The following is a 19,820-nucleotide window of genomic DNA, read 5'->3' as shown; positions in this document are numbered from 1 at the left end:
ATCTTTTTTAATCCTTAAATTTAAAATTCCTAATTAACTATATTTAATAGAGTTATTTAGCTAATATGTTTTAATTTTATTTTTATAAGACATTTACTACTTTATATACTATAATAGAATATACTTGAATTTATTTTTACAATATAAATAAGGAGATTATAATGTATGATTTACATTTACATTCTATCTATTCCGATGGAATAGTTTCAGTTAAAGAAATTTTAGACTCCATATTGGATCTTCAATTAAAGGGATTCTCCTTAACGGACCACGATACTTTCAATGGTATTAAAGAAGCTAATACATTAGCCAAATCCCATAATCTAGATTTCATTCCTGGAATAGAATTTGGAATCACCATGGCAGGACGAGAAGTACATATTCTAGGTTACTATATTGATATTAATAATAAAAATATTATAGACATAGTCGAAAGATCTAAGAGGAATCGGATAGAACGAACTAAGAAAATATTAAATAAATTATCACAAGCAGGAATTAATATTAGTAATGAAGAAATTAAAGAATACTCCAAAAAAGATATAATAAGTAGAAGTCATCTGGCTCAAATTCTTGTGGATAAAGGTTATTCTTCCTCTATAGTAAATTCTTTTGAAAAATATCTAGGTAGTGAAGGTTTGGCCTATGTGGAAAAAATATCCATCTCCTACAAGGAGATTCTTCAAGCTATAAAATCTTCTGGAGGTGTGTCCATATTAGCTCACCCGGGAGATATTGGAGATGATAATATTGTATATGAATTAATACATGGAGGCATTGATGGTCTTGAAATTATTAATTCAAAACATACTTTAGAGCAAATAGAAAAATATTACAACATTTCTAATAAATACCACTTAATAGAAACTTGCGGCAGTGATTGTCATGGTAAAATAATCAACGGTTCTAAATATATAGGAAAATTTATTTTAAATAAAAAAAATATTAAAAGAATTAAAGCTTTACATAAAATAAGAACAGAGGGGATGTAAAATAAATGAATTATAGTAAAAAGATTGAAAGTTTAGCAACTTCTATGACTTTAGCTCTTTCAACAAAAGCAAAAAATTTAATACAAGAAGGAATACCGGTACTTGATTTGACAGCTGGTGAACCCGATTTCGATACTCCAGAATACATTAGAATGGCAGGGATTGAGGCTATTAACAAGGGATTGACAAGGTATACTCCAGCAAATGGAACACTTGAATTAAGAACAGAAATATGTAAAAAACTTTTGAATTTTAATAAATTAGAGTACTCTCCTAATGATATTATAGTTTCAACTGGAGCAAAACAATCTCTTCTTAATGCTTTAATGGCTATTTGTAATCCTGGAGATGAAGTATTAATTCCCACTCCTTTTTGGGTCAGCTATCCTGAAATGACAAAAATTGCAAGTGGAGTGCCTATAACTGTAGAAACTAGTTACGATAATGACTTTAAAGTAACTGTTTCCGATTTAGATAAATATTTAACTAATAAAAGTAAGGTTCTTATAATAAACAATCCATCTAATCCTACTGGTGCTGTTTATTCTAAAAATGAACTAATGGACATTGCAAATTGGGCATTAAAAAACAAGATTTTTATTATTTCAGATGAAATTTATGAAAGATTAAATTTTGTTAGTCAACATCATAGCATTGCTTCCTTCAATAAGCAAATTAAAAATATTACAATTACTATTGGTGGTTTTTCTAAAAGTTATGCAATGACTGGATGGCGTTTAGGTTATTGCGCTGCTAATGGCGATTTAGTTAAATTAATGAATAAAATACAAAGCCATGCAACTTCTTGTGCAAATTCAATAGCTCAATATGCCGGTTATATTGCTTTAAAAGAGGAACAAAACGAAATAGAAGATATGATTACACAGTTTAAAAATCGTTCTAATTTAGTATATAATTTAATTAATGACTCTGGTACATTAGATATGATTAAACCACAAGGAGCTTTCTACGGTTTTATTAATATAAAATATTTCATTGGGAAAAAATACAATGATTTAGAAATAAAGAATGCGTCTGATTTGGCTAATATATTATTAGATAAATTTCAAGTAGCTATTTTGCCGGGAATCGCTTTTGGAAATGATAATTATATAAGAATTTCTTATGCTACTGATGAAGACACTATAAGAAAAGCTCTAGAAAGATTAATTGATCTTTCTAAAAAAGTAAACTAGGTATGTCTAGTTTACTTTTTTATCTTACATAACATATTAGTATTTCATAATTTAATAGTTTTAAATGGCCATTTTCATAAATATTGTAATTTTCTCTTTACAATTATTATATTTTGGTTTATAGTTTAAGTAGTCACAAAACTATTATTTTGTGACTACTTAAAAATCTTAAGGAGGTTCCACCTTGTTAAATTATCCATTAATATTAAATGATTATTTGGACTATATGGAAACTATTAAGGGTCGCTCCCCTAATACTACTAAGGAATATGGTTATGATATTTCTAAATTTTTGAAATTTATTACCTACAGATTTAATACTAAAGAATTTGTAAATAATAATATAGATAATATTGACATTTCTAATTTTCCAGAAGAATATTTAAAAAGAATTCAACTATCAGACATACATTCCTATTTAGCTTTTCTCGATAGAAATTATAACGATAGCGCAACTACAAGAGCTAGAAAAGCGTCTAGCATAAGATCCTTCTTTAAATATTTACTAAATATTAGAAAAATAATAGATTCCAACCCTAGTGAAGAATTAGAAATACCAAAAAAACAAAAACGTAATCCCGTCTACCTTACTCTAGATGAATCTATTAGATTAATTAAATCTGTTCAAAATGTAGAAAATGAAATTATTAGAAAAAGAGATCAGGCTATTTTAATTCTATTTCTAAATTGCGGAATGAGATTATCAGAACTTTCAAATATCAAATTATCAGATATTAAAGATGATACTTTAAAAGTTATAGGAAAAGGAGATAAAGAAAGAACCATATACTTAAACAAATCATGTAATACAGCTATTGATGAATACTTAAAAGTTCGCCCAGAAACAGATGATGAGTTTCTCTTTTTAAGTATTAGAAAAAGCAAAATGAGTAATAGAGCAATACAACGTAGAGTTGATTACTATTTAGAATTATCCGGATTTGATACTACTATATACTCTACTCATAAACTAAGGCACACAGCAGCTACTTTAATGTATAAACATGGAGATGTTGATATAAAAATATTACAAGAAATCCTTGGTCATACATCAGTGGCTACGACTCAGATTTATACTCATGTTGATAATGAAAGTTTAAGAAGTGCAATTAATAAAAATCCATTAGGAGATTTATAATATAATTTAAATAAGGATACCTATGATTTAAATCATAGGTATCCTTATTTTTTCCCCTGGAATAATATTTGAATCAAACAAATCATTCTCATCTATAATAATACTAACAAAATCCCTTATATCAATCTTCTTGTTATTATACTTCTCTGCAATCTTCCAAACTGTATCATTATCCCTTATAGTATAGTATTCATATTCTATTTTATTAAAATTAGATCCTAAAGAGCTACCTATATTAAAAAATAGTAGAACTAAAAATAGAATTATTGCTAAAGAAATAGTTATAAAACTATAAAATTTAAATTTATTAACTATTTTGTATTTTTTCATAACATCCTCCGTACATATGTTCTTATAATATATATAATAACGAATATTTGTTCGCTTGTCAAATATTTGAAACGTTTGTTCGTGTTTAATTAGAACTATTGTTTGTTAGTAAAGTTTTAATATGATATACTTTATTTAAGAAAATTTGAGGTGTTAAAATATGTATGATGATTTATCAAAAAAACAAGCAGATATATTAAATTATATTAAATCTTATATTAAATATAAAGGCTATCCCCCAGCCATTAGAGAAATATGTACTAAACTAAATATTAGTTCTACTTCTACTGTACATAGTCATATAGTTAAACTTGAAGATAAAGGTTATATAAGACGTGATCCTTTAAAAAATAGAGCTATTGAAATTATAGATACAGATTATGATGAAATGAATTCAAAAAAGGAAACTTTCGATGTTCCTATTGTAGGAAAAGTAACTGCTGGTGAACCTATTTTAGCATTGGAAAATATAGAGGATACTTTTCCCCTACCAATAGAGCTTTCTACAAAGGGAAATTTATTTATTTTAAATGTACAAGGTGAATCTATGATAGAAGCCGGTATACTCGATGGGGATAAAATAATAGTAAGACAACAGAAAACCGCAAATAATGGTGATATTGTAGTAGCCATGATAGATGAATCCGCTACAGTAAAAAGATACTATAAAAGAAATGACCATGTTGAATTAAAACCTGAAAATTCAACAATGTTTCCCATTATAGTAAAAGAAGTTGAAATATTAGGTAAGGTTATAGGCTTATATAGAGACATATAAAAAATGACTAATTAATTAGTCATTTTTTATAATTTTATATATCCTTTATTAAGAAATTTATTCAATACCAGCATGACTGCATATTTACACTGATAATAATTTAAACCGCCTTGAAAATAAGCAATATATGGTTCTCTTAATGGACCGTCTGCACTTAACTCTATAGATGAGCCATCAATAAAACTTCCAGATGCCATTATTACCTTATCTGTATAACCTGGCATTTCCCAAGGATAAGGAGTTACAAATGCATCTACTACAGAGGCCTCTTGAATAGTTCTGCAAAAATCTATTACTAATTCTTCTCTTTCAAAAACTATAGCTTCAATAATATCATATCTAGTAGAATTTGAATTTGGAAAAGTTTTAAATCCTAATTTTTCAAAAACTCTAGCAAAAAGCAAGGCTCCCTTTAAGGCTTCCATAGTTACTTTAGGAGCAAAATAAAGTCCTTGTAATGTTGTTCTTGTTGTTCCAAATGTAAGCCCGGTTTCTTTTCCTAAGCCTGGCGCTGTTAATCTATTTGAAATTCTTTCAATATGTTTTGTAGGCCCTACTACATAACCTCCCGATAGCGCTATTCCTCCACCAGGATTTTTTATTAAGGACCCTACGGCTAAATCAGCACCAACTTCTGTAGGCTCTAAAATCTGAGTAAATTCACCATAACAATTGTCCACCATTATAATAATATTATTGTTTTTTTCTTTTATTACTTTAGTTATATTTCTTATACTTTCTATAGATATAGCATTTCTAAGACTATATCCTGTTGATCTCTGTATTGTAATAATTTTTATATTGTCATCTAATGAATTGAGGACTAAATCTTTTTGGATTTTACCATCTTTACTTAATTCAATCTTTTTATAATTTATTCCATATTCTAATAATGTTCCTTTTTCTTCACCTTCAATACCAATAACCTGTCTTAAGGTATCATATGGGTCTCCTGTAATTGATAATAATGTATCACCTGGTAATAATAAGCCTTGTAAAGTTAAGGCAAGAGCATGGGTTCCAGAAGAAATACTTGGTCTTACTAGTGCATCTTCAGTTTTAAATACTTTGGAATATATTTCCTCAACCTTTTCTCTTCCAATATCACCATATCCATATCCTGTAGACCAAGCAAAATCTGTAGCAGATAAACGTGAATCCTGCATAGCTTGAATTATTTTTATAATATTATATTCTTCTATAGAATTTAACTCATCAAATCTATTTTTTAAACTTTCTTCAATATCAATAACAAAATCATAGACCTTATTATTAATATTATTATCAATTAAATAACAACCTTTATTTGCCATTTACTACTTCCTTATATATTATTTCCGTTATTTGACTAATGTCATAGTTATAATTAATTAAATTAAACCATTTAATCCTTTCATCTCTTCTAAACCATGTTAATTGTCGCTTGGCATATTTTCTAGAATTTTGTTTTAATTTATATATTGCAGCCTCTTTATCATACTTGTTATTATAATAATCAATTATTTCTTTATAACCTATGCCTTTAAAAGCTTGAATATTTTTATCATATTTATCCATTAAAGTCCTGACTTCTTCAAATAAACCTAAATCTATCATTTTATCAACTCGATTATTAATTCTTTCATATAATTTTTCTCTATTGTCATTTAGTCCATATATGAAAAATTCATAATCTTTATTTTCTTTTCTAAAATTTTTATTTTGATTAGAAAATTTAGTTCCTGTGACTTTATATACCTCTATAGCTCGTATAATTCTTTTAATATTGTTATGATCTATACTATTATAGGATTCTTCATCAACTGATTTTAACAAATTAAGAATATAATCTTTGCCTTTTTCTTCATAGTCTTTCCATAATAAATCTCTAATTTCTGTATTTGGTTTAGCATTTGAGAAATCCAAATCATATACTATAGAGTTTATATATAGTCCTGTACCTCCAACTACAATTGGAATTTTATTATCATTTAAAATTTTTTCTAGGTGCATTTTTGCTAATCTTTGATAATCAGCTACTGAAAATTCAACATTAGGTTCTATAATATCTATCATAAAATGTTTTATTTTTTTTCTATCATCTTTATCTACTTTAGCTGTCCCTATATCCATATATTTATATATTTGCATAGAATCCGCCGATATAATTTCAGAGTTTAGCTTGTATGCAAGTTTTAATGATAATTCTGTCTTTCCACTAGCTGTTGGTCCAACAATTATAACAACTTTTTTCATTATTTCACTCTCATAAATTCTTTTTCTAATTCATATTTTGACATTTCAATTAAGGTAGGTCGTCCATGTGGACATGTATAAGGTTCTTTACAATTCATTAATTTGTTCAATAATTCCCTTATTTCCATTTCGCTTAATGAATCCCCTGCTTTAACAGCGTTTTTACAAGAATTTTTAATAATTTTCTTATAAATAGAATCTAATCCATCCTTTTTATCTGAATTAGATATAGAGTCTAGTAAGTCCAAAAACAATTGTTCATTTTTAGCGTTTCCTAGTATATTTGGAACTGATCTTATGATTATAGTACGACCACCAAACAGGTCAACATTATATCCTATTTTACCGAAAATATCTTTGTTCTCTAAGTATAAATCATATTCGTCTTGTTTCAAATCGATAGTAATTGGAACGATAAGTTCTTGTATTATAACTTCATCTTCTTCAAATTCTTTCAAAAACTCCTCATATAATACTCTTTCATGGGCTGCATGTTGATCTACTATGAAAATTCTATTGTTAACTCGATCTTCATATAAAAGATACGTTTTAAATATAGTACCTATATATATATATTCATTAAAATCATTCTCTTTAATAAAATTAACTTCTTCTATTTCAATATTATAATCCTCTTTTATTTCTAAATCTTCTTGGGTATTTGTATTGACACTATAGTATTCATTAGATTCAAATACAAAATTATTAAAATCTTCTTCAGAAGTAGTATTATTATCTAAATTAATTTTTCCTGTATTATCATGCTCAATCTTTTCAATCTTATCTGTATTAGTATTAGAAATACTATTTGTAGCTTTATTGTTTTCAAACTTCTCCAATAGGTCCTTAATACTATTATCTTCTTGAAAAAGAATATTTTCCTTTATATCATCTTTAGATTTTATTTCTGGTAAGGAAAATTCTTGATTTAATATCTCTTTAGTTTTTAATTGTATACTATTTAATATTTCTTCTAATATTGTTATTTGAACCTTTTCTTTATTCGGATGGATATTTACATCGATATGTTTTGGATTAATACTTAAAAAAATCTGGAAAACAGGATATCTACCATTTGGAATTACTGCTTTATAAGCAGTTTCTATTGAATCTCGTATTTCTTTACTCTCTATATATCTACCATTTATATATATATATTGTAAAGATCTATTGGCTCTATAGTATTTATTATTGGATATATAACCGTTAATCTTGTATTCTCTACCACTTAGAGTAAATTCTAACAAATTATCAACTATATTAACTCCAAATAACTCAGTTAATACTGAATTTAAATTTTCCTTTTCTTTTGTTTCAAAAATTAATTTATCGTCTTTAATATATGTTATTCCAATGCCATAATTTCCTATAGCTAATTTATACATTAAATTTGTTATGCTATTAGCTTCTGTAGTCTTGCTCTTTAAGAATCTTTTCCTAACTGGTACATTGTAAAATAAATCTTTTACAATAATACTTGTTCCTATATTCTTTGCAATTGGTCTTTCTTCTATTTTTTTACCATCTTCAAAATATACTTTATGTCCCAATTTTTCGTCATTAGTCCTAGTGGAAATAATAACTTTACTAACTGAAACAATACTTGCTAATGCTTCTCCCCTAAAACCTAAGGATTGTAAATTATATAGATCATTAAAATCATTTAATTTTGAAGTTGCATGCCTTTTAAATGCGATTTCTATTTCGTCTTTCGCAATACCCTTTCCATTATCCAGCACTTCTATATAATCTAAGCCGCCATTTTTTATTTCTACTACAATATTAGTAGCCCCTGCATCTATAGAATTTTCAACTAATTCTTTTACTATAGAACTAGGTTTTTCAATTACTTCACCAGCAGCAATTTTTTGAATAGTATCATTAGATAAAACCTGAATCATATTAACACCTATAAATCTTTCGCTTTTTCTATAAATTCATCTAATAATGTCAACGCTTCAATTGGAGATAAAGAATTAATATCAACTTTTGTCAATGACTCTATAAACTCATCTCTTTTAACATCTTCTATATCCATTTGCGCTTCTTCTATTATATTTTCAAATATATTTAGATTCGAATCTTCATTCTTTGATTCTATGTTTTTTAAAATAGTTTTTGCTCGATCTGTTAAACTTTTAGGAAGTCCAGCTAATCTTGCTACTTCTATTCCATAGCTTTTATCTGTTTTTCCTTTAATTATCTTTCTTAAAAATATAATTTCATTTTTATATTCTTCAATTTGTACCTGTAAGTTTATAACGTTGTCTAACTTATTCTCAAGCTCTGTTAATTCATGATAATGTGTCGCAAATAATGTTTTTGCCTTTATCTTAGTACTTATATGCTCTATAATTGCCCAAGCAATACTTAAACCATCAAAAGTACTTGTCCCCCTACCTACTTCATCTAATATTAACAAACTATCTTTTGTTGCATTTGTTATTATATTACTAACCTCATTCATTTCTACCATAAATGTACTTTCGCCTTTATATAGATTATCCGAAGCTCCTATTCTGGTAAAAATCTTGTCTACTATGGAAATATTTGCCGAATTTGCCGGTACAAATGAGCCAATTTGTGCCATAATTACCAATATCGCTACTTGCCTTAAATATGTGGATTTTCCACTCATATTTGGTCCGGTAATTATTTGTATATTGTTAAATCCACTTCCTATATTAACATTATTTGATATAAAATTACTTCTACCTATACTTTGCTCAACAACAGGATGTCTACCCCCTACTATATCGATAATTCCAATGTTATTAATTGTTGGTTTTACATAGTCATTAGAGTAAGCAACCTTTGCTAATGAGTTAAATACATCTAAATAAGATAGTATATTTGAAGTATCTTTAACCCTTTCTACATTTTGTAAAATTATATCTCTAATATTATTAAATATTTCATATTCTTTATCAAATATTTCGTTTTCGGAACTTAAGATTAAGTTTTGAATATTTTCTAATTCTTCCGTAGTAAACCTTTCTGAATTAGTTAAAGTTTGTTTTCTAATATAATAATCTGGAACATTTTTTAAATTTCCCTTAGTTACATCTATAAAATATCCTAATTTTTTATTAAATACTATTTTTAAATTTTTAATACTATTTTTTTCTTTTTCATTTTTTTCATATTCAATTAGTTTTTGTTTACCTATGACCTTATTATTTCTAATATTATCCAATTCGCTATTAAAACCAATTTTTATAAGATTTCCTTCTGTTATTGTAAGTGGTGGTTCATCAACAATAGATTCATTAATCAACTTATAAATGTCTTCTAAACTATCTATATCTTTAGCTAGTTTTACTAAAATAGTATCATTTGCATCTTTTAAATCTTTTATAATAGTAGGAATTTTTTCAATCGATAATTTCAAAGCTATTAAATCTCTGCCATTAGCTCTTCCATAGGATAATTTCCCAATAATTCTATCAAGATCATAAATATCTTTTAATGAACTAGTTAATAATTCCTGTAACTTTTTATTTTCAAATATTTTCTCAACTATTAATTGACGTTCTAAAATTTTGTTTTTTTCCATTAATGGCATTTCTAGAAAATTATGCAATAATCTTGACCCCATGGAAGTATTCGTTTTATTTAAAACATCAAATAAAGATCCTTTTTTATTTCCAGTAAATAAATTCTTCTGGATTTCTAAATTTACAATTGTATGTGAATCAATATTTAAAAATTTATCTACTTCATAAAAATTAATATTATTAAGATGTTGTAATCTTTCCTCTTGATAAATATATATATAATTTAATATACTAGCTATAGCTCCAATATAGGACTTTTCCTTATAGTCAGTTTTTTCTACATCTATATTAAGTTTTTTTTGTATAATCGCTATTGAATCCTCTATTGATAGTTTGTCAACAATTGTAAATAATAAATTGTTACTAGCTGATAAATTTTCAATTATTTCATTATGAATTATTTTATTTTCATTGATTACAATTTCTGAAGGATTTATTCTACTGATTTCATTTTCTATGTTCTTTCTAACATCATTTATATTTGAAAATCTTAATTTAGTAAAATTAATAATGCCTTCTAAAACATCGCAATATGAAATACCAATATTTTTTTCATCTATATATATTGACATTAAATAATTGTTATCACCTTTTTCGGACACACTGTCATCTATTATTGTTCCAGGTGTAACAATTCTTATAATATCTCTTTTTACTAATCCCTTAGCTTTCCTAGGATCTTCCAATTGTTCACAAATAGCAACCTTATACCCTTTTGCAACTAATTTAGAAATATATACATCTGAAACATGGTAAGGAACACCACACATAGGACACTTTTCTCCACCACCACAATCTCTTTGAGTTAGCACAATTTCTAACTCTTTAGAAGCAATTATGGCGTCTTCAAAAAACATTTCGTAAAAATCCCCTAATCTAAAAAATAAAATACTATCTCTATTTTTTTCTTTTATTTCTAAATACTGCTTAATCATTGGAGTATAATTATTCATTTTATCACCTATATTAAATCTCCATTTAAGGAAAAAGAATTATGTCCTGTAATTTTTACATTCACTAGCTTCCCTATTAAACTTTTATCACCTTTAAAATGAACCAGTTTATATCCTCTGGTTCTCCCAGTTAATACTTCGTCATTATTTTTACTTGGTCCTTCTACTAAAACTTCTAATGTTTTTCCTAGTTCTTTTTCATTATTTTTATAAAATATTCCATACATTAAATCAAGTAGCCTTTCAAATCTCTTCTGCGAAATATTTCTTTCTACTTGATTATTCATAGTTGCAGCCTTTGTACCTTCTCTTTTACTATATATAAATGTAAAGCCTTGGTCATACTCAACTTCTCTAACAACTTTTAATGTTTCTTCAAAATCCTCTTCTGTCTCTCCTGGAAATCCAACTATAATATCAGTAGACAAAGTAATATTTGGAATTTTGTTTTTTAGTTTTTTTACTAATAATAAATAATCTTCCTGAGTATATTTTCTATTCATTTCTTTTAAAATTCTATTACTGCCTGCTTGAAAAGGTAGATGTAAGTTTTCACATACTTTATCACACTCAGCCATTGCATCTATTAAGTCATCGGATAAATCTTTTGGATGACTAGTTAAAAATCTAATTCTTTCAATTCCCTCTACCTTGTTTATCATTCTTAGTAAATCAGGAAATGAAATTGGATTTGATAAAGTTTTACCATAAGAATTTACATTTTGACCTAGCAGCGTAATTTCCTTATAACCCTTTTTTGCTAAATCATTTACCTCATCTAATATACTTTCAGGACTTCTGCTATCTTCTCTTCCCCTAGCATAAGGTACTATACAATAGGTACAAAAATTATTGCATCCTGTCATAATATTTACATATCCAATAAATGGATGTTCTCTAATCATATCAATTTGATTATCTATTAGGTCCCTATCTTCAATATCTACTACTGTATTACCTGTCGATAAATGCCTATTTATTAAAGAAGGTAAACTTGATATATTTTTTGTACCAAAAATAATATCTACATGTTTATATTTTTCCTGTATTATTTCTTTTGCTTCTCCTGTTTGCATCATACATCCACACACAGCAATTATCATATCAGGTTTTTCTTTTTTTAATGGTTTTAATGAGCCTAATTGCCCATAAACTTTAAGTTCAGCATTTTCTCTTACCAAGCATGTATTATAAATTATAAAATCTGCATTTTCAATTTTATCTGTTTTTACATACCCTAATTTTTCTAAAATATAAGCTATCTTTTCTGAATCATGTTCATTCATCTGACAGCCATAAGTTTGTATTATATACTTTTTATCTATCAAAATATTACCTCTAGTTCTAAAATTATTCTATATACGAACATAATTGTATCACAGATTATAGTAATGAAAAAGAATTCCATACTGTTTTTATATGGTTTAAAACAAAAATAGAAGTAACTAATATTTCTACTTCTACTTTTTTTAAATAGTCATAATTTTTTTATTACTTTTTAAGAAAATCTATTAAAAATTTCCCTCATATATTTTTTTACTATTATTTTCGCTTCATCAGCTGGAATTTGTTTTTTATATACTCTTCCTAAATAATTTTCGTATAAACTTATAATTATATCATCTACAATTACTGCATTTTCTCTTTCTATTAAACCATCTTCTACACATTTATCCATTAAAACCTTAGATCTTTTATTTAATGAATTTGAACGCAGCATCTCTTGTATATAAGAAGGATGTTTTTCTATATCTAAAGGAAAAATATTATAAAACTGTTTAACATATAATTCCAAGTCCTTTTTTAATTCAGCTAAAAACAAAGCTTGATAAATATTGGGAATTTCAAAGGATTTATCTATAAAACAATCCCAAACCTTAAAATATATTTCTTTACTATTATTTGCATCCTTAATATAATTGGGAATTTCGTCAATATAATCATTTAAATAGGTCATAGCCGCGAAAAACTTAAGATGATTTAAATCATCAAAATATTTATATATTGTAGCACTATTATATCCAGCTAATTCCCCAACTTTTCTTATTGTAATATTTTGAATACTATCATTATCGATTATTTGCCTTGCTGCATCTATAAAATATTCTATTTTTCTTTTCTTTTGAATTTTCTTGTTTCTTTCTTTAATTATTTCTTCTTTATTCAAAATATTCCTCCATTATAGTTCTTTATATTAAGGATAATATATCATAAAAAATAAGCAAGAACTAGTCTTGCTTATTTCACAATGTTAAAAAATTGTAGGTTCCTCTATTTCTATAGTTAATGAATCTAAAGCTCTTTTAACTCTGTCATATCTCAATTTATGTTGAACTTCTTCAGGTGTTGTTGGATCACCTAAAGGATATGGTATTGATATTGTTGGTACTATTTTATTAACTCCTACTGTCTGAGCCACAGGAATCAAGTTACACATTTGTACTACAGGTATACCTGCTTTTTCTATTTCTTTTACCATAGTTGCACCGCAACGTGTACAAGTACCTCACGTAGATGTAAGTATTACACCATCTACTGAATCTTCTTTAAGATATTCTATTATCTCCTTACCCATTCTAGAAGCTTCTGCTTGGGTAGTGCCTGTTCCTACTGTTGAATAGAAATAAGGATGTAATTTGCCAAAAATTCCTTCTTTCTCCATCTCTTTTAAAACATCTATTGGCGTCACTCTATTAGGATCATTGTCTGCAGCTTCTGGATCAAAACCAGCATGAATAGTTTTAAATTCTCCACTTTTTAATCTATCCATATTAGAAATATCATATCTACCCCATCTAGTAGCAGATGCTGATTGAATTCTATCAGGGTTATCAACTGGTACGATTCCTCCGCTTGTTACTACTGCTATATTGGCTTTTTTTAGATCTTTAATAGGTTCTGCCATTGGAATAACTTCCTTAGCTTCAATTACTAATTCAGTTTGAAACTCTTCGCCTTTTAATTTCTTAATTAACATATCTACGCCACGTTTAGAAGCTTTAACCGGATTTTCCAACCAAACTTGTTTTCTAATTCCTCTTGAAAAGTATCCTTCTTCCTCTGCAGATTTCAATTCTTTTCCTTCTAGGACTCTATTTAAATAATCTGCCATTGGAGCTATGTTTTTTCTCATAGAAGCTGCTGATTTTCCACCTTTGAATATTATCAATTCAGATTTAAACATTTCAACTCCAGGATTTTCAATGTTCATTGATGTAATAACCGGAACATTAAATTTGTCCTGAACAGCTTTACAAATATTACCACATGCTACACCATATCTACCTGCTTGAAATGCCGGACCTGCTACAAAAGCATCAAATTCTATTTCTTCTAACATATCTAATATATCTTCTATTGCCTTTTCTGTATTACTTCCAAAGTAATTGTCACCACATATAATAGTATGGGTAACTTCGGCATTTAATTTTTTATTTAATTCAGCACCTGGTCCTACAATACCTTCTCGTATTTCAGGCTTAATATCCGCTTTATCTTCGCCACCAATACCAGCAAAAAATTGATTTATATAATGTACAACTTTTTTCATATTATCCTCCTAAAATTCTTTAACGGTTTTTACAGACCAACCACTAATTCCATCGCCACAAAACATTGCATTGTTCTCTAGTATAATGGAACCGTCCTCTCTTACAGAAGGTCCTAATTTCTCATCGCCTTCCCAACCACCAGACAAACCATCTCTTCCCAATGCTGCAAGTTCTCCATAAACTATTTCACATGCTGGAAGTTCTATTAAGTCTGAAACATTTCCTGTAGATACTAGGGCATTAGCTTTTTCATTTAATACTACTAACGGTTGAGATTTTCCATCTCTTCCTGTACATTCATTACTTATTCCTACAGTTTTTACTCCTACATCCTCTAAAGCTACTATACATCTTATATAATCAACATCTGGATTACCATATCCTTCTTCTGTAACTATAGCTCCATCTGCTCCTAAAGATTTAGCAATATTAGCTACAAATATAGCTGATCTTTCTTTTTGTTCTAAAGAAACATTTAAATTGGATAGAATTACTCCTAAAAAATTTATTTCTTTACCATGTCTTGAATAAAGTTCCTTTATAGTCTCAAAGTTTTGCATTTCATATGTTGACCATTTTGATGATGACGGCATGAAACTACCAGAAATTAAAGCTCCATCTAAAATTTCATTTGGATTAATAAAGGAAGGTACATAATGGTTCATATCCCATCCATATATTAAATCGTTATAGCCCATCATTTCCATTTGGGATTGAGGTTGCATTACAAGTACTACTGATGGTAGATTATTTGTTTTTTCATCCCTTTTAGTAACGCCTTCAAATTCATATATGTCTTTATCTTCCGGTTCTAAATCCTTAACAGCCCTACCTATATACTCCGCTAATTTATGTGCAGCCCATCTAATTGCATGATTTTTCTTCTGTTGTTCAAATCTTTCTTCCTCTTCGTCTGTATCGGCTATTAAGACTACATTAATTAATTGTCCAAATAATGTATATTTTTGACCTTTTCCACCCATATCAACTACACCATCACCAAAACTTCCATAATGTTTTCCTACTCCCAGTACACTAATTCCCTTTAATGCATGTACTATTCCTTCTCCTGTAGGAGCTAAATCACCGATAACACCAGGAAATAATGCTCTTCCATCTGGTCTAATTCTAGGTTCTACTGCTTCTTTTACTGGTACTATTCTAATATCTTCTCCAGGTTTTGCTATTTTCAAATCCAGTGAAGTAATATGTTCGTCTTCTAAAATATAATCCATTGCTTCTTCTTTATTAATAATAAGTAAACCATCTTTATAAGAAGTTTCATTTCCAAAAACTACATCTTTTACATGAAAATTTCCTATTTCAAGTTTTTTCATAATATCCTCCTATTTTAAAGCCGCCGCTTTTTCTTTTGCTAGTTTCTTTTGTCTATCTAATTCAATTGTATATGGATCTTTATCCAAGGCTTTTTTTAATGCATACATAGCAAAAAACATTATAAATATAAATGGAAAAGCTGCTACAATGGAAATTGTTTGCAACATATTCAATCCATTACTAGTTCCTAACATTAGTGCTAAAGTTAAAGCTGATATTAAAATACCCCAAACTCCCATTTTCATTTTATTTGGTTCTAGTTTTCCTTCATCACATAGCATACCAAGAACAAAAGTTGCTGAGTTTGCTGATGTAATAAAAAAAGTAAATAGTAAAACTACAGTTACCATGGATAATATTGTCCCAAAAGGTATCTCATTCATTACAATGAAAAATGCTGTAGTTGTATTCTTAGCAGCCTCTGTTAAAATTGCTATATCAACAGAAAAATCTATACCACCAAATATTGCAAACCATAAAAAAGATAATATTGCTGGTACTAATAAAACGCCTGCCACAAATTCTTTTATTGTTCTTCCTCTTGAAATTCTAGCAATAAATACTCCAACAAATGGTGCCCAAGAAATCCACCAAGCCCAATAAAATATTGTCCATCCGCTATACCAGGTATCTTCATTAAATGCACCCATTTCCAAAGCACTACTTAAAAATCTCTGTAAATATAGGCCTGTACTTTCAATGAAAATACTTAAAATTTTAACAGTAGGTCCAAATACAAAAGAACCCAATAATAAGATAGCCACTAAAATCATATTTAAATTGGAAATTGCAGCTATCCCTTTATCTATTCCAGCTACGGCTGTTCCTGTATATATAATAGTTATTCCTACTACTATTATTAACTGGACTGTAGTACTTTCAGGAATGCCAAATAGATAATTTAAACCACTATTTATTTGATATGTACCTAATCCTAAAGATGTTGCCATTCCTCCTGCTGTCGCAAAGACAGCTAATATATCTATTAATTTCCCAAGGCCTCCTTTAGTCTTTTCTTCACCAAGTAAAGGAATAAATATACTACTTACTAAAGCGGGTTTTTTCATTCTAAATTGCATATATGCTAATCCTAAACCTATAATGCAATAATTTGCCCAAGGATGTAATCCCCAATGTAAAAACGATTTCTCCATTGCAAATTTAGCCGACTCCAGTGATGCAGTTTCAATTCCTGCCGCTGGTTGTAAATAATGACTAAGTGGTTCTGCTATTCCCCAAAACACTAACCCTATACCCATACCAGCTGAAAACAACATTCCAAACCATGTTATTGTTTTATAATCTGGCTTTGAATCATCTGGTCCTAATTTTATGTTTTTATATTTACTAATAAACCCAAGCCACAATGCATATACTACAAACGATGTCATAGCCAGAGTATAAAGCCAACTAAAATTACCAGATAAAAAGTTAAATACTGTGTTTGCAGTACTTTCAAAACTAGATGTATGTAATAATCCCCAAAGAACAATTACAAAGACCAGTAACATGGAAATAATAAATATCGTTTCCTTTTTGAAACTAAATTTTTCTTTCTTCATACTTCCTCCTTGCTAAATTTAAATAATTAACCACAAAAATAATTGTGATTGTTAAATAATCATGATTATTCTTATGTTAATATTCTATCATATAAGAAAAAATAAAACATCATATTTATATTCTTATATATATATTTATATTTTAAATAATTCTATGTGAAATATTTATCTGGAATTTTTTCTTCAAAGTATATAATATCTCTTATCCATTCTTCTCTTATTTCCCAAATATTAGCTTGAATAAAATGAACAGGAGTACTACTTATATCAAAAATCCTTGGCCAACTGTCAATTACCTTTTGTCTTTCAAGTAAGTTTAAATTTCCTTTTGAATCATCAAAGATATCATATTCACTTTTAATCCCCTTTTTTCTTAAACTATTTATATAGTTATTATAATCATTGTCATCCTTTGGTACATATCTTAAATTAAGTACATGATCCCATTTTACTGAATCAAAAAAAATAACCTTGTCTTTAGGAACTTCAATAATATAGATTACTTCATTTTCAATGGGTTTCATACAATTTTCTGCATTTGTACTACACCAAATATGGTATTGTGCATAATCTGGTCTTGCTACTTTTTTTTCTGCTTCTTTTACAAACCAATCATATCCCCTAATAAAAATATTTGAAATTTCTCCAAAACTATTTTCTATGTAACTTTTTTTATTTACTATTACTTTTTCTTTCTTTAATACTTCAAGGGATTTATCGTTCTGGCATGTAAATAAAATAATATTATTGTTTTTTTCAATTAACTTTATTCTTTCCATATTATCTCTCCTTATTAATAATTAAAAAAGTAATCACGATTATTTTATTAACAGTATATCAAATTAAATAAAAAAAACTAGACTGTAAATAAAACTTTTACAACCTAGTTTTAATCCTATAATTTTTTTCTTAACATATACCATGGTTTTACTGGAAAATTAATTTTAGTTTTAAAAATTTCCCTTGCTCGAGGAACTACATCTACTTCTTTCCCCTCATCATTTATCATTGTTCCAATTTCAAAATTATAAAAATCTTTTTCTGGTCCAAAAACTTCTAATTTATCTCCCTTAAATATTCTATTTCTTTGCTCAATAGTTGCTATTTTAGTTTCTTCATCATAATCTAGTACTATGCCAACAAAATCATAATTTCTAGTATATGAACTAGAAGTGTATAATTGATCTTCTGCTGTTGGCTTATTATAAAAAAATCCCTTAGTAAAATCTCTATGGCTTGATTTCTTAATCTCATTCAAAAGATAGTCTGCCAGTTCTTTAGTGTAATTTCCATTGTAATAAGCATCTATTGCAATTCTATAACTCCTTATAACAGTTGCAACGTAATACTGTGTTTTAACTCTTCCTTCTATTTTTAAACTATCTACTCCTGAAGATATTAAGTCATCCAAAGAATCAATCATACATAAATCCTTTGAATTGTATATAAATGTACCCTTATCCGTTTCTTCTATTGGATAATATTCTCCTGGCCTTTTTTCTTCTACTAAATGATATTTCCATCTACAAGCCTGTGCACAATCTCCTCTATTAGCATCTCTACCTGTCATATAGTTACTTAATAAACATCGTCCAGAATATGAAATGCACATTGCACCATGAACAAAAACTTCTAAATCCATATTTGGAACTTCTTCTTTTATTCTTTTTATTTCATCCAGTGATAATTCTCTAGCTAAGACTATTCTTTTAATTCCCATCTTTTCCCAGAATTTTACCGTCTTATAATTTGTAACCGATGCTTGAGTTGACAAATGTACTTCTAAATCTTCACTGACACTACGAACTATTGAATATATTCCTGGATCCGATACTATTACTGCATCAACATCAATATCTACTAAATATTGAACATATTCTTCTAATCCATCCAAATCATCGTTATGTGGAATTATATTTAAAGTAATATATACTTTCTTGTTTCTTTTATGTGCAAATTCTACACCTTCTTTTAATTGTTTTTCATCAAAATTTTTAGAAGCTGTGCGCATTCCAAATGCCTCACCTGCTAAATATACAGCGTCGGCACCATACATAATTGCAATTTTTAATTTTTCCAAATCTCCTGCTGGAGCTAATAATTCTACTTTTTTCAAAAATATCCCCCTAATTTTGTAGTATATCTTAGACTATTATACTACAAAAAAATAAATGATATAGATTTCTATAT

At 27.8% G+C, this 19,820-nt stretch carries 16 protein-coding genes; 4 read left to right on the top strand and 12 right to left on the bottom strand.

Annotated features, from left to right (window positions below; translation table 11 throughout):
- Positions 1-161: 161 nt before the first annotated feature.
- The 3 genes from JFY71_RS10050 (at position 162) to JFY71_RS10040 (ending at position 3,326) form a co-directional block, all read left to right on the top strand.
- Positions 162-992 carry a PHP domain-containing protein gene (locus JFY71_RS10050; RefSeq protein ID WP_243660655.1) on the top strand — a complete coding sequence of 277 codons (831 nt, stop codon included), beginning with the start codon at positions 162-164 and terminating at the stop codon, positions 990-992.
- Positions 993-997: 5 nt separating this feature from the next.
- Positions 998-2,188, top strand: coding sequence for a pyridoxal phosphate-dependent aminotransferase (locus JFY71_RS10045; protein WP_243660654.1), 1,191 nt, complete (start codon positions 998-1,000; stop codon positions 2,186-2,188).
- A 184-nt stretch (positions 2,189-2,372) separates the two neighbouring features.
- Positions 2,373-3,326, top strand: coding sequence for a tyrosine recombinase XerC (locus JFY71_RS10040; RefSeq protein ID WP_243660653.1), 954 nt, complete (start codon positions 2,373-2,375; stop codon positions 3,324-3,326).
- Between the two features lie 27 nt (positions 3,327-3,353).
- Here the strand turns inward: JFY71_RS10040 and yneA are convergent, their stop codons facing one another.
- Complete coding sequence (gene yneA, locus JFY71_RS10035) at positions 3,354-3,656, bottom strand: cell division suppressor protein YneA (protein ID WP_243660652.1); 303 nt, start codon at positions 3,654-3,656, stop codon at positions 3,354-3,356.
- A 160-nt stretch (positions 3,657-3,816) separates the two neighbouring features.
- Between yneA and lexA the strand changes: the two genes are divergently transcribed.
- The gene (gene lexA, locus JFY71_RS10030) at positions 3,817-4,434 is read left to right on the top strand and encodes a transcriptional repressor LexA (protein WP_243660651.1); all 618 of its coding nucleotides are present in this window, start codon (positions 3,817-3,819) and stop codon (positions 4,432-4,434) included.
- Positions 4,435-4,460: 26 nt separating this feature from the next.
- On the opposite strand, the gene JFY71_RS10025 is transcribed toward lexA, so the two are convergent.
- From JFY71_RS10025 to JFY71_RS09975, 11 genes are all read right to left on the bottom strand, one after another.
- Positions 4,461-5,747, bottom strand: coding sequence for a methionine gamma-lyase family protein (locus JFY71_RS10025; RefSeq protein ID WP_243660650.1), 1,287 nt, complete (start codon positions 5,745-5,747; stop codon positions 4,461-4,463).
- Entirely contained in the window at positions 5,737-6,672 is a 936-nt protein-coding gene (gene miaA / locus JFY71_RS10020) for a tRNA (adenosine(37)-N6)-dimethylallyltransferase MiaA (protein WP_420846440.1), read from the bottom strand. The genes JFY71_RS10025 and miaA overlap by 11 nt, the downstream gene beginning before the upstream one ends.
- Positions 6,669-8,570: a DNA mismatch repair endonuclease MutL gene (gene mutL, locus JFY71_RS10015; RefSeq protein WP_243660648.1), complete on the bottom strand. Its 1,902-nt coding sequence runs from the start codon at positions 8,568-8,570 to the stop codon at positions 6,669-6,671. Before mutL ends, miaA begins: the two co-directional genes overlap by 4 nt.
- A gap of 8 nt (positions 8,571-8,578) precedes the next feature.
- Positions 8,579-11,179 (bottom strand): DNA mismatch repair protein MutS, encoded by a 2,601-nt coding sequence (gene mutS, locus JFY71_RS10010; protein ID WP_243660647.1) that lies wholly within the window; start codon positions 11,177-11,179, stop codon positions 8,579-8,581.
- 8 nt (positions 11,180-11,187) lie between these two features.
- Positions 11,188-12,504: a tRNA (N6-isopentenyl adenosine(37)-C2)-methylthiotransferase MiaB gene (gene miaB / locus JFY71_RS10005; RefSeq protein WP_263457770.1), complete on the bottom strand. Its 1,317-nt coding sequence runs from the start codon at positions 12,502-12,504 to the stop codon at positions 11,188-11,190.
- Positions 12,505-12,677: 173 nt separating this feature from the next.
- Positions 12,678-13,346 carry a TetR/AcrR family transcriptional regulator gene (locus JFY71_RS10000; RefSeq protein ID WP_243660646.1) on the bottom strand — a complete coding sequence of 223 codons (669 nt, stop codon included), beginning with the start codon at positions 13,344-13,346 and terminating at the stop codon, positions 12,678-12,680.
- An 84-nt stretch (positions 13,347-13,430) separates the two neighbouring features.
- Positions 13,431-14,729 (bottom strand): betaine reductase selenoprotein B, encoded by a 1,299-nt coding sequence (gene grdH / locus JFY71_RS09995; protein ID WP_243660645.1) that lies wholly within the window; start codon positions 14,727-14,729, stop codon positions 13,431-13,433.
- Positions 14,730-14,738: 9 nt separating this feature from the next.
- Complete coding sequence (locus JFY71_RS09990) at positions 14,739-16,067, bottom strand: glycine/sarcosine/betaine reductase component B subunit (RefSeq protein WP_243660644.1); 1,329 nt, start codon at positions 16,065-16,067, stop codon at positions 14,739-14,741.
- A 9-nt stretch (positions 16,068-16,076) separates the two neighbouring features.
- Entirely contained in the window at positions 16,077-17,630 is a 1,554-nt protein-coding gene (locus JFY71_RS09985) for a BCCT family transporter (protein ID WP_243660643.1), read from the bottom strand.
- Between the two features lie 152 nt (positions 17,631-17,782).
- On the bottom strand, positions 17,783-18,409 hold the full coding sequence (locus JFY71_RS09980) for a DUF3841 domain-containing protein (protein WP_243660642.1): 627 nt from the start codon (positions 18,407-18,409) through the stop codon (positions 17,783-17,785).
- Between the two features lie 116 nt (positions 18,410-18,525).
- A complete protein-coding gene (locus JFY71_RS09975) occupies positions 18,526-19,746 on the bottom strand; it encodes a peptidase U32 family protein (RefSeq protein ID WP_243660641.1) in 1,221 nt (406 codons plus the stop codon).
- Positions 19,747-19,820: the final 74 nt, after the last annotated feature.

The organism is Miniphocaeibacter halophilus (genome assembly GCF_016458825.1).
Classification (GTDB): Bacteria; Bacillota; Clostridia; order Tissierellales; family Peptoniphilaceae; genus Miniphocaeibacter; species Miniphocaeibacter halophilus.
The sequence above is the reverse complement of the archived record's forward strand: the minus strand, read 5'-3'. Positions and strand labels throughout refer to the sequence as shown.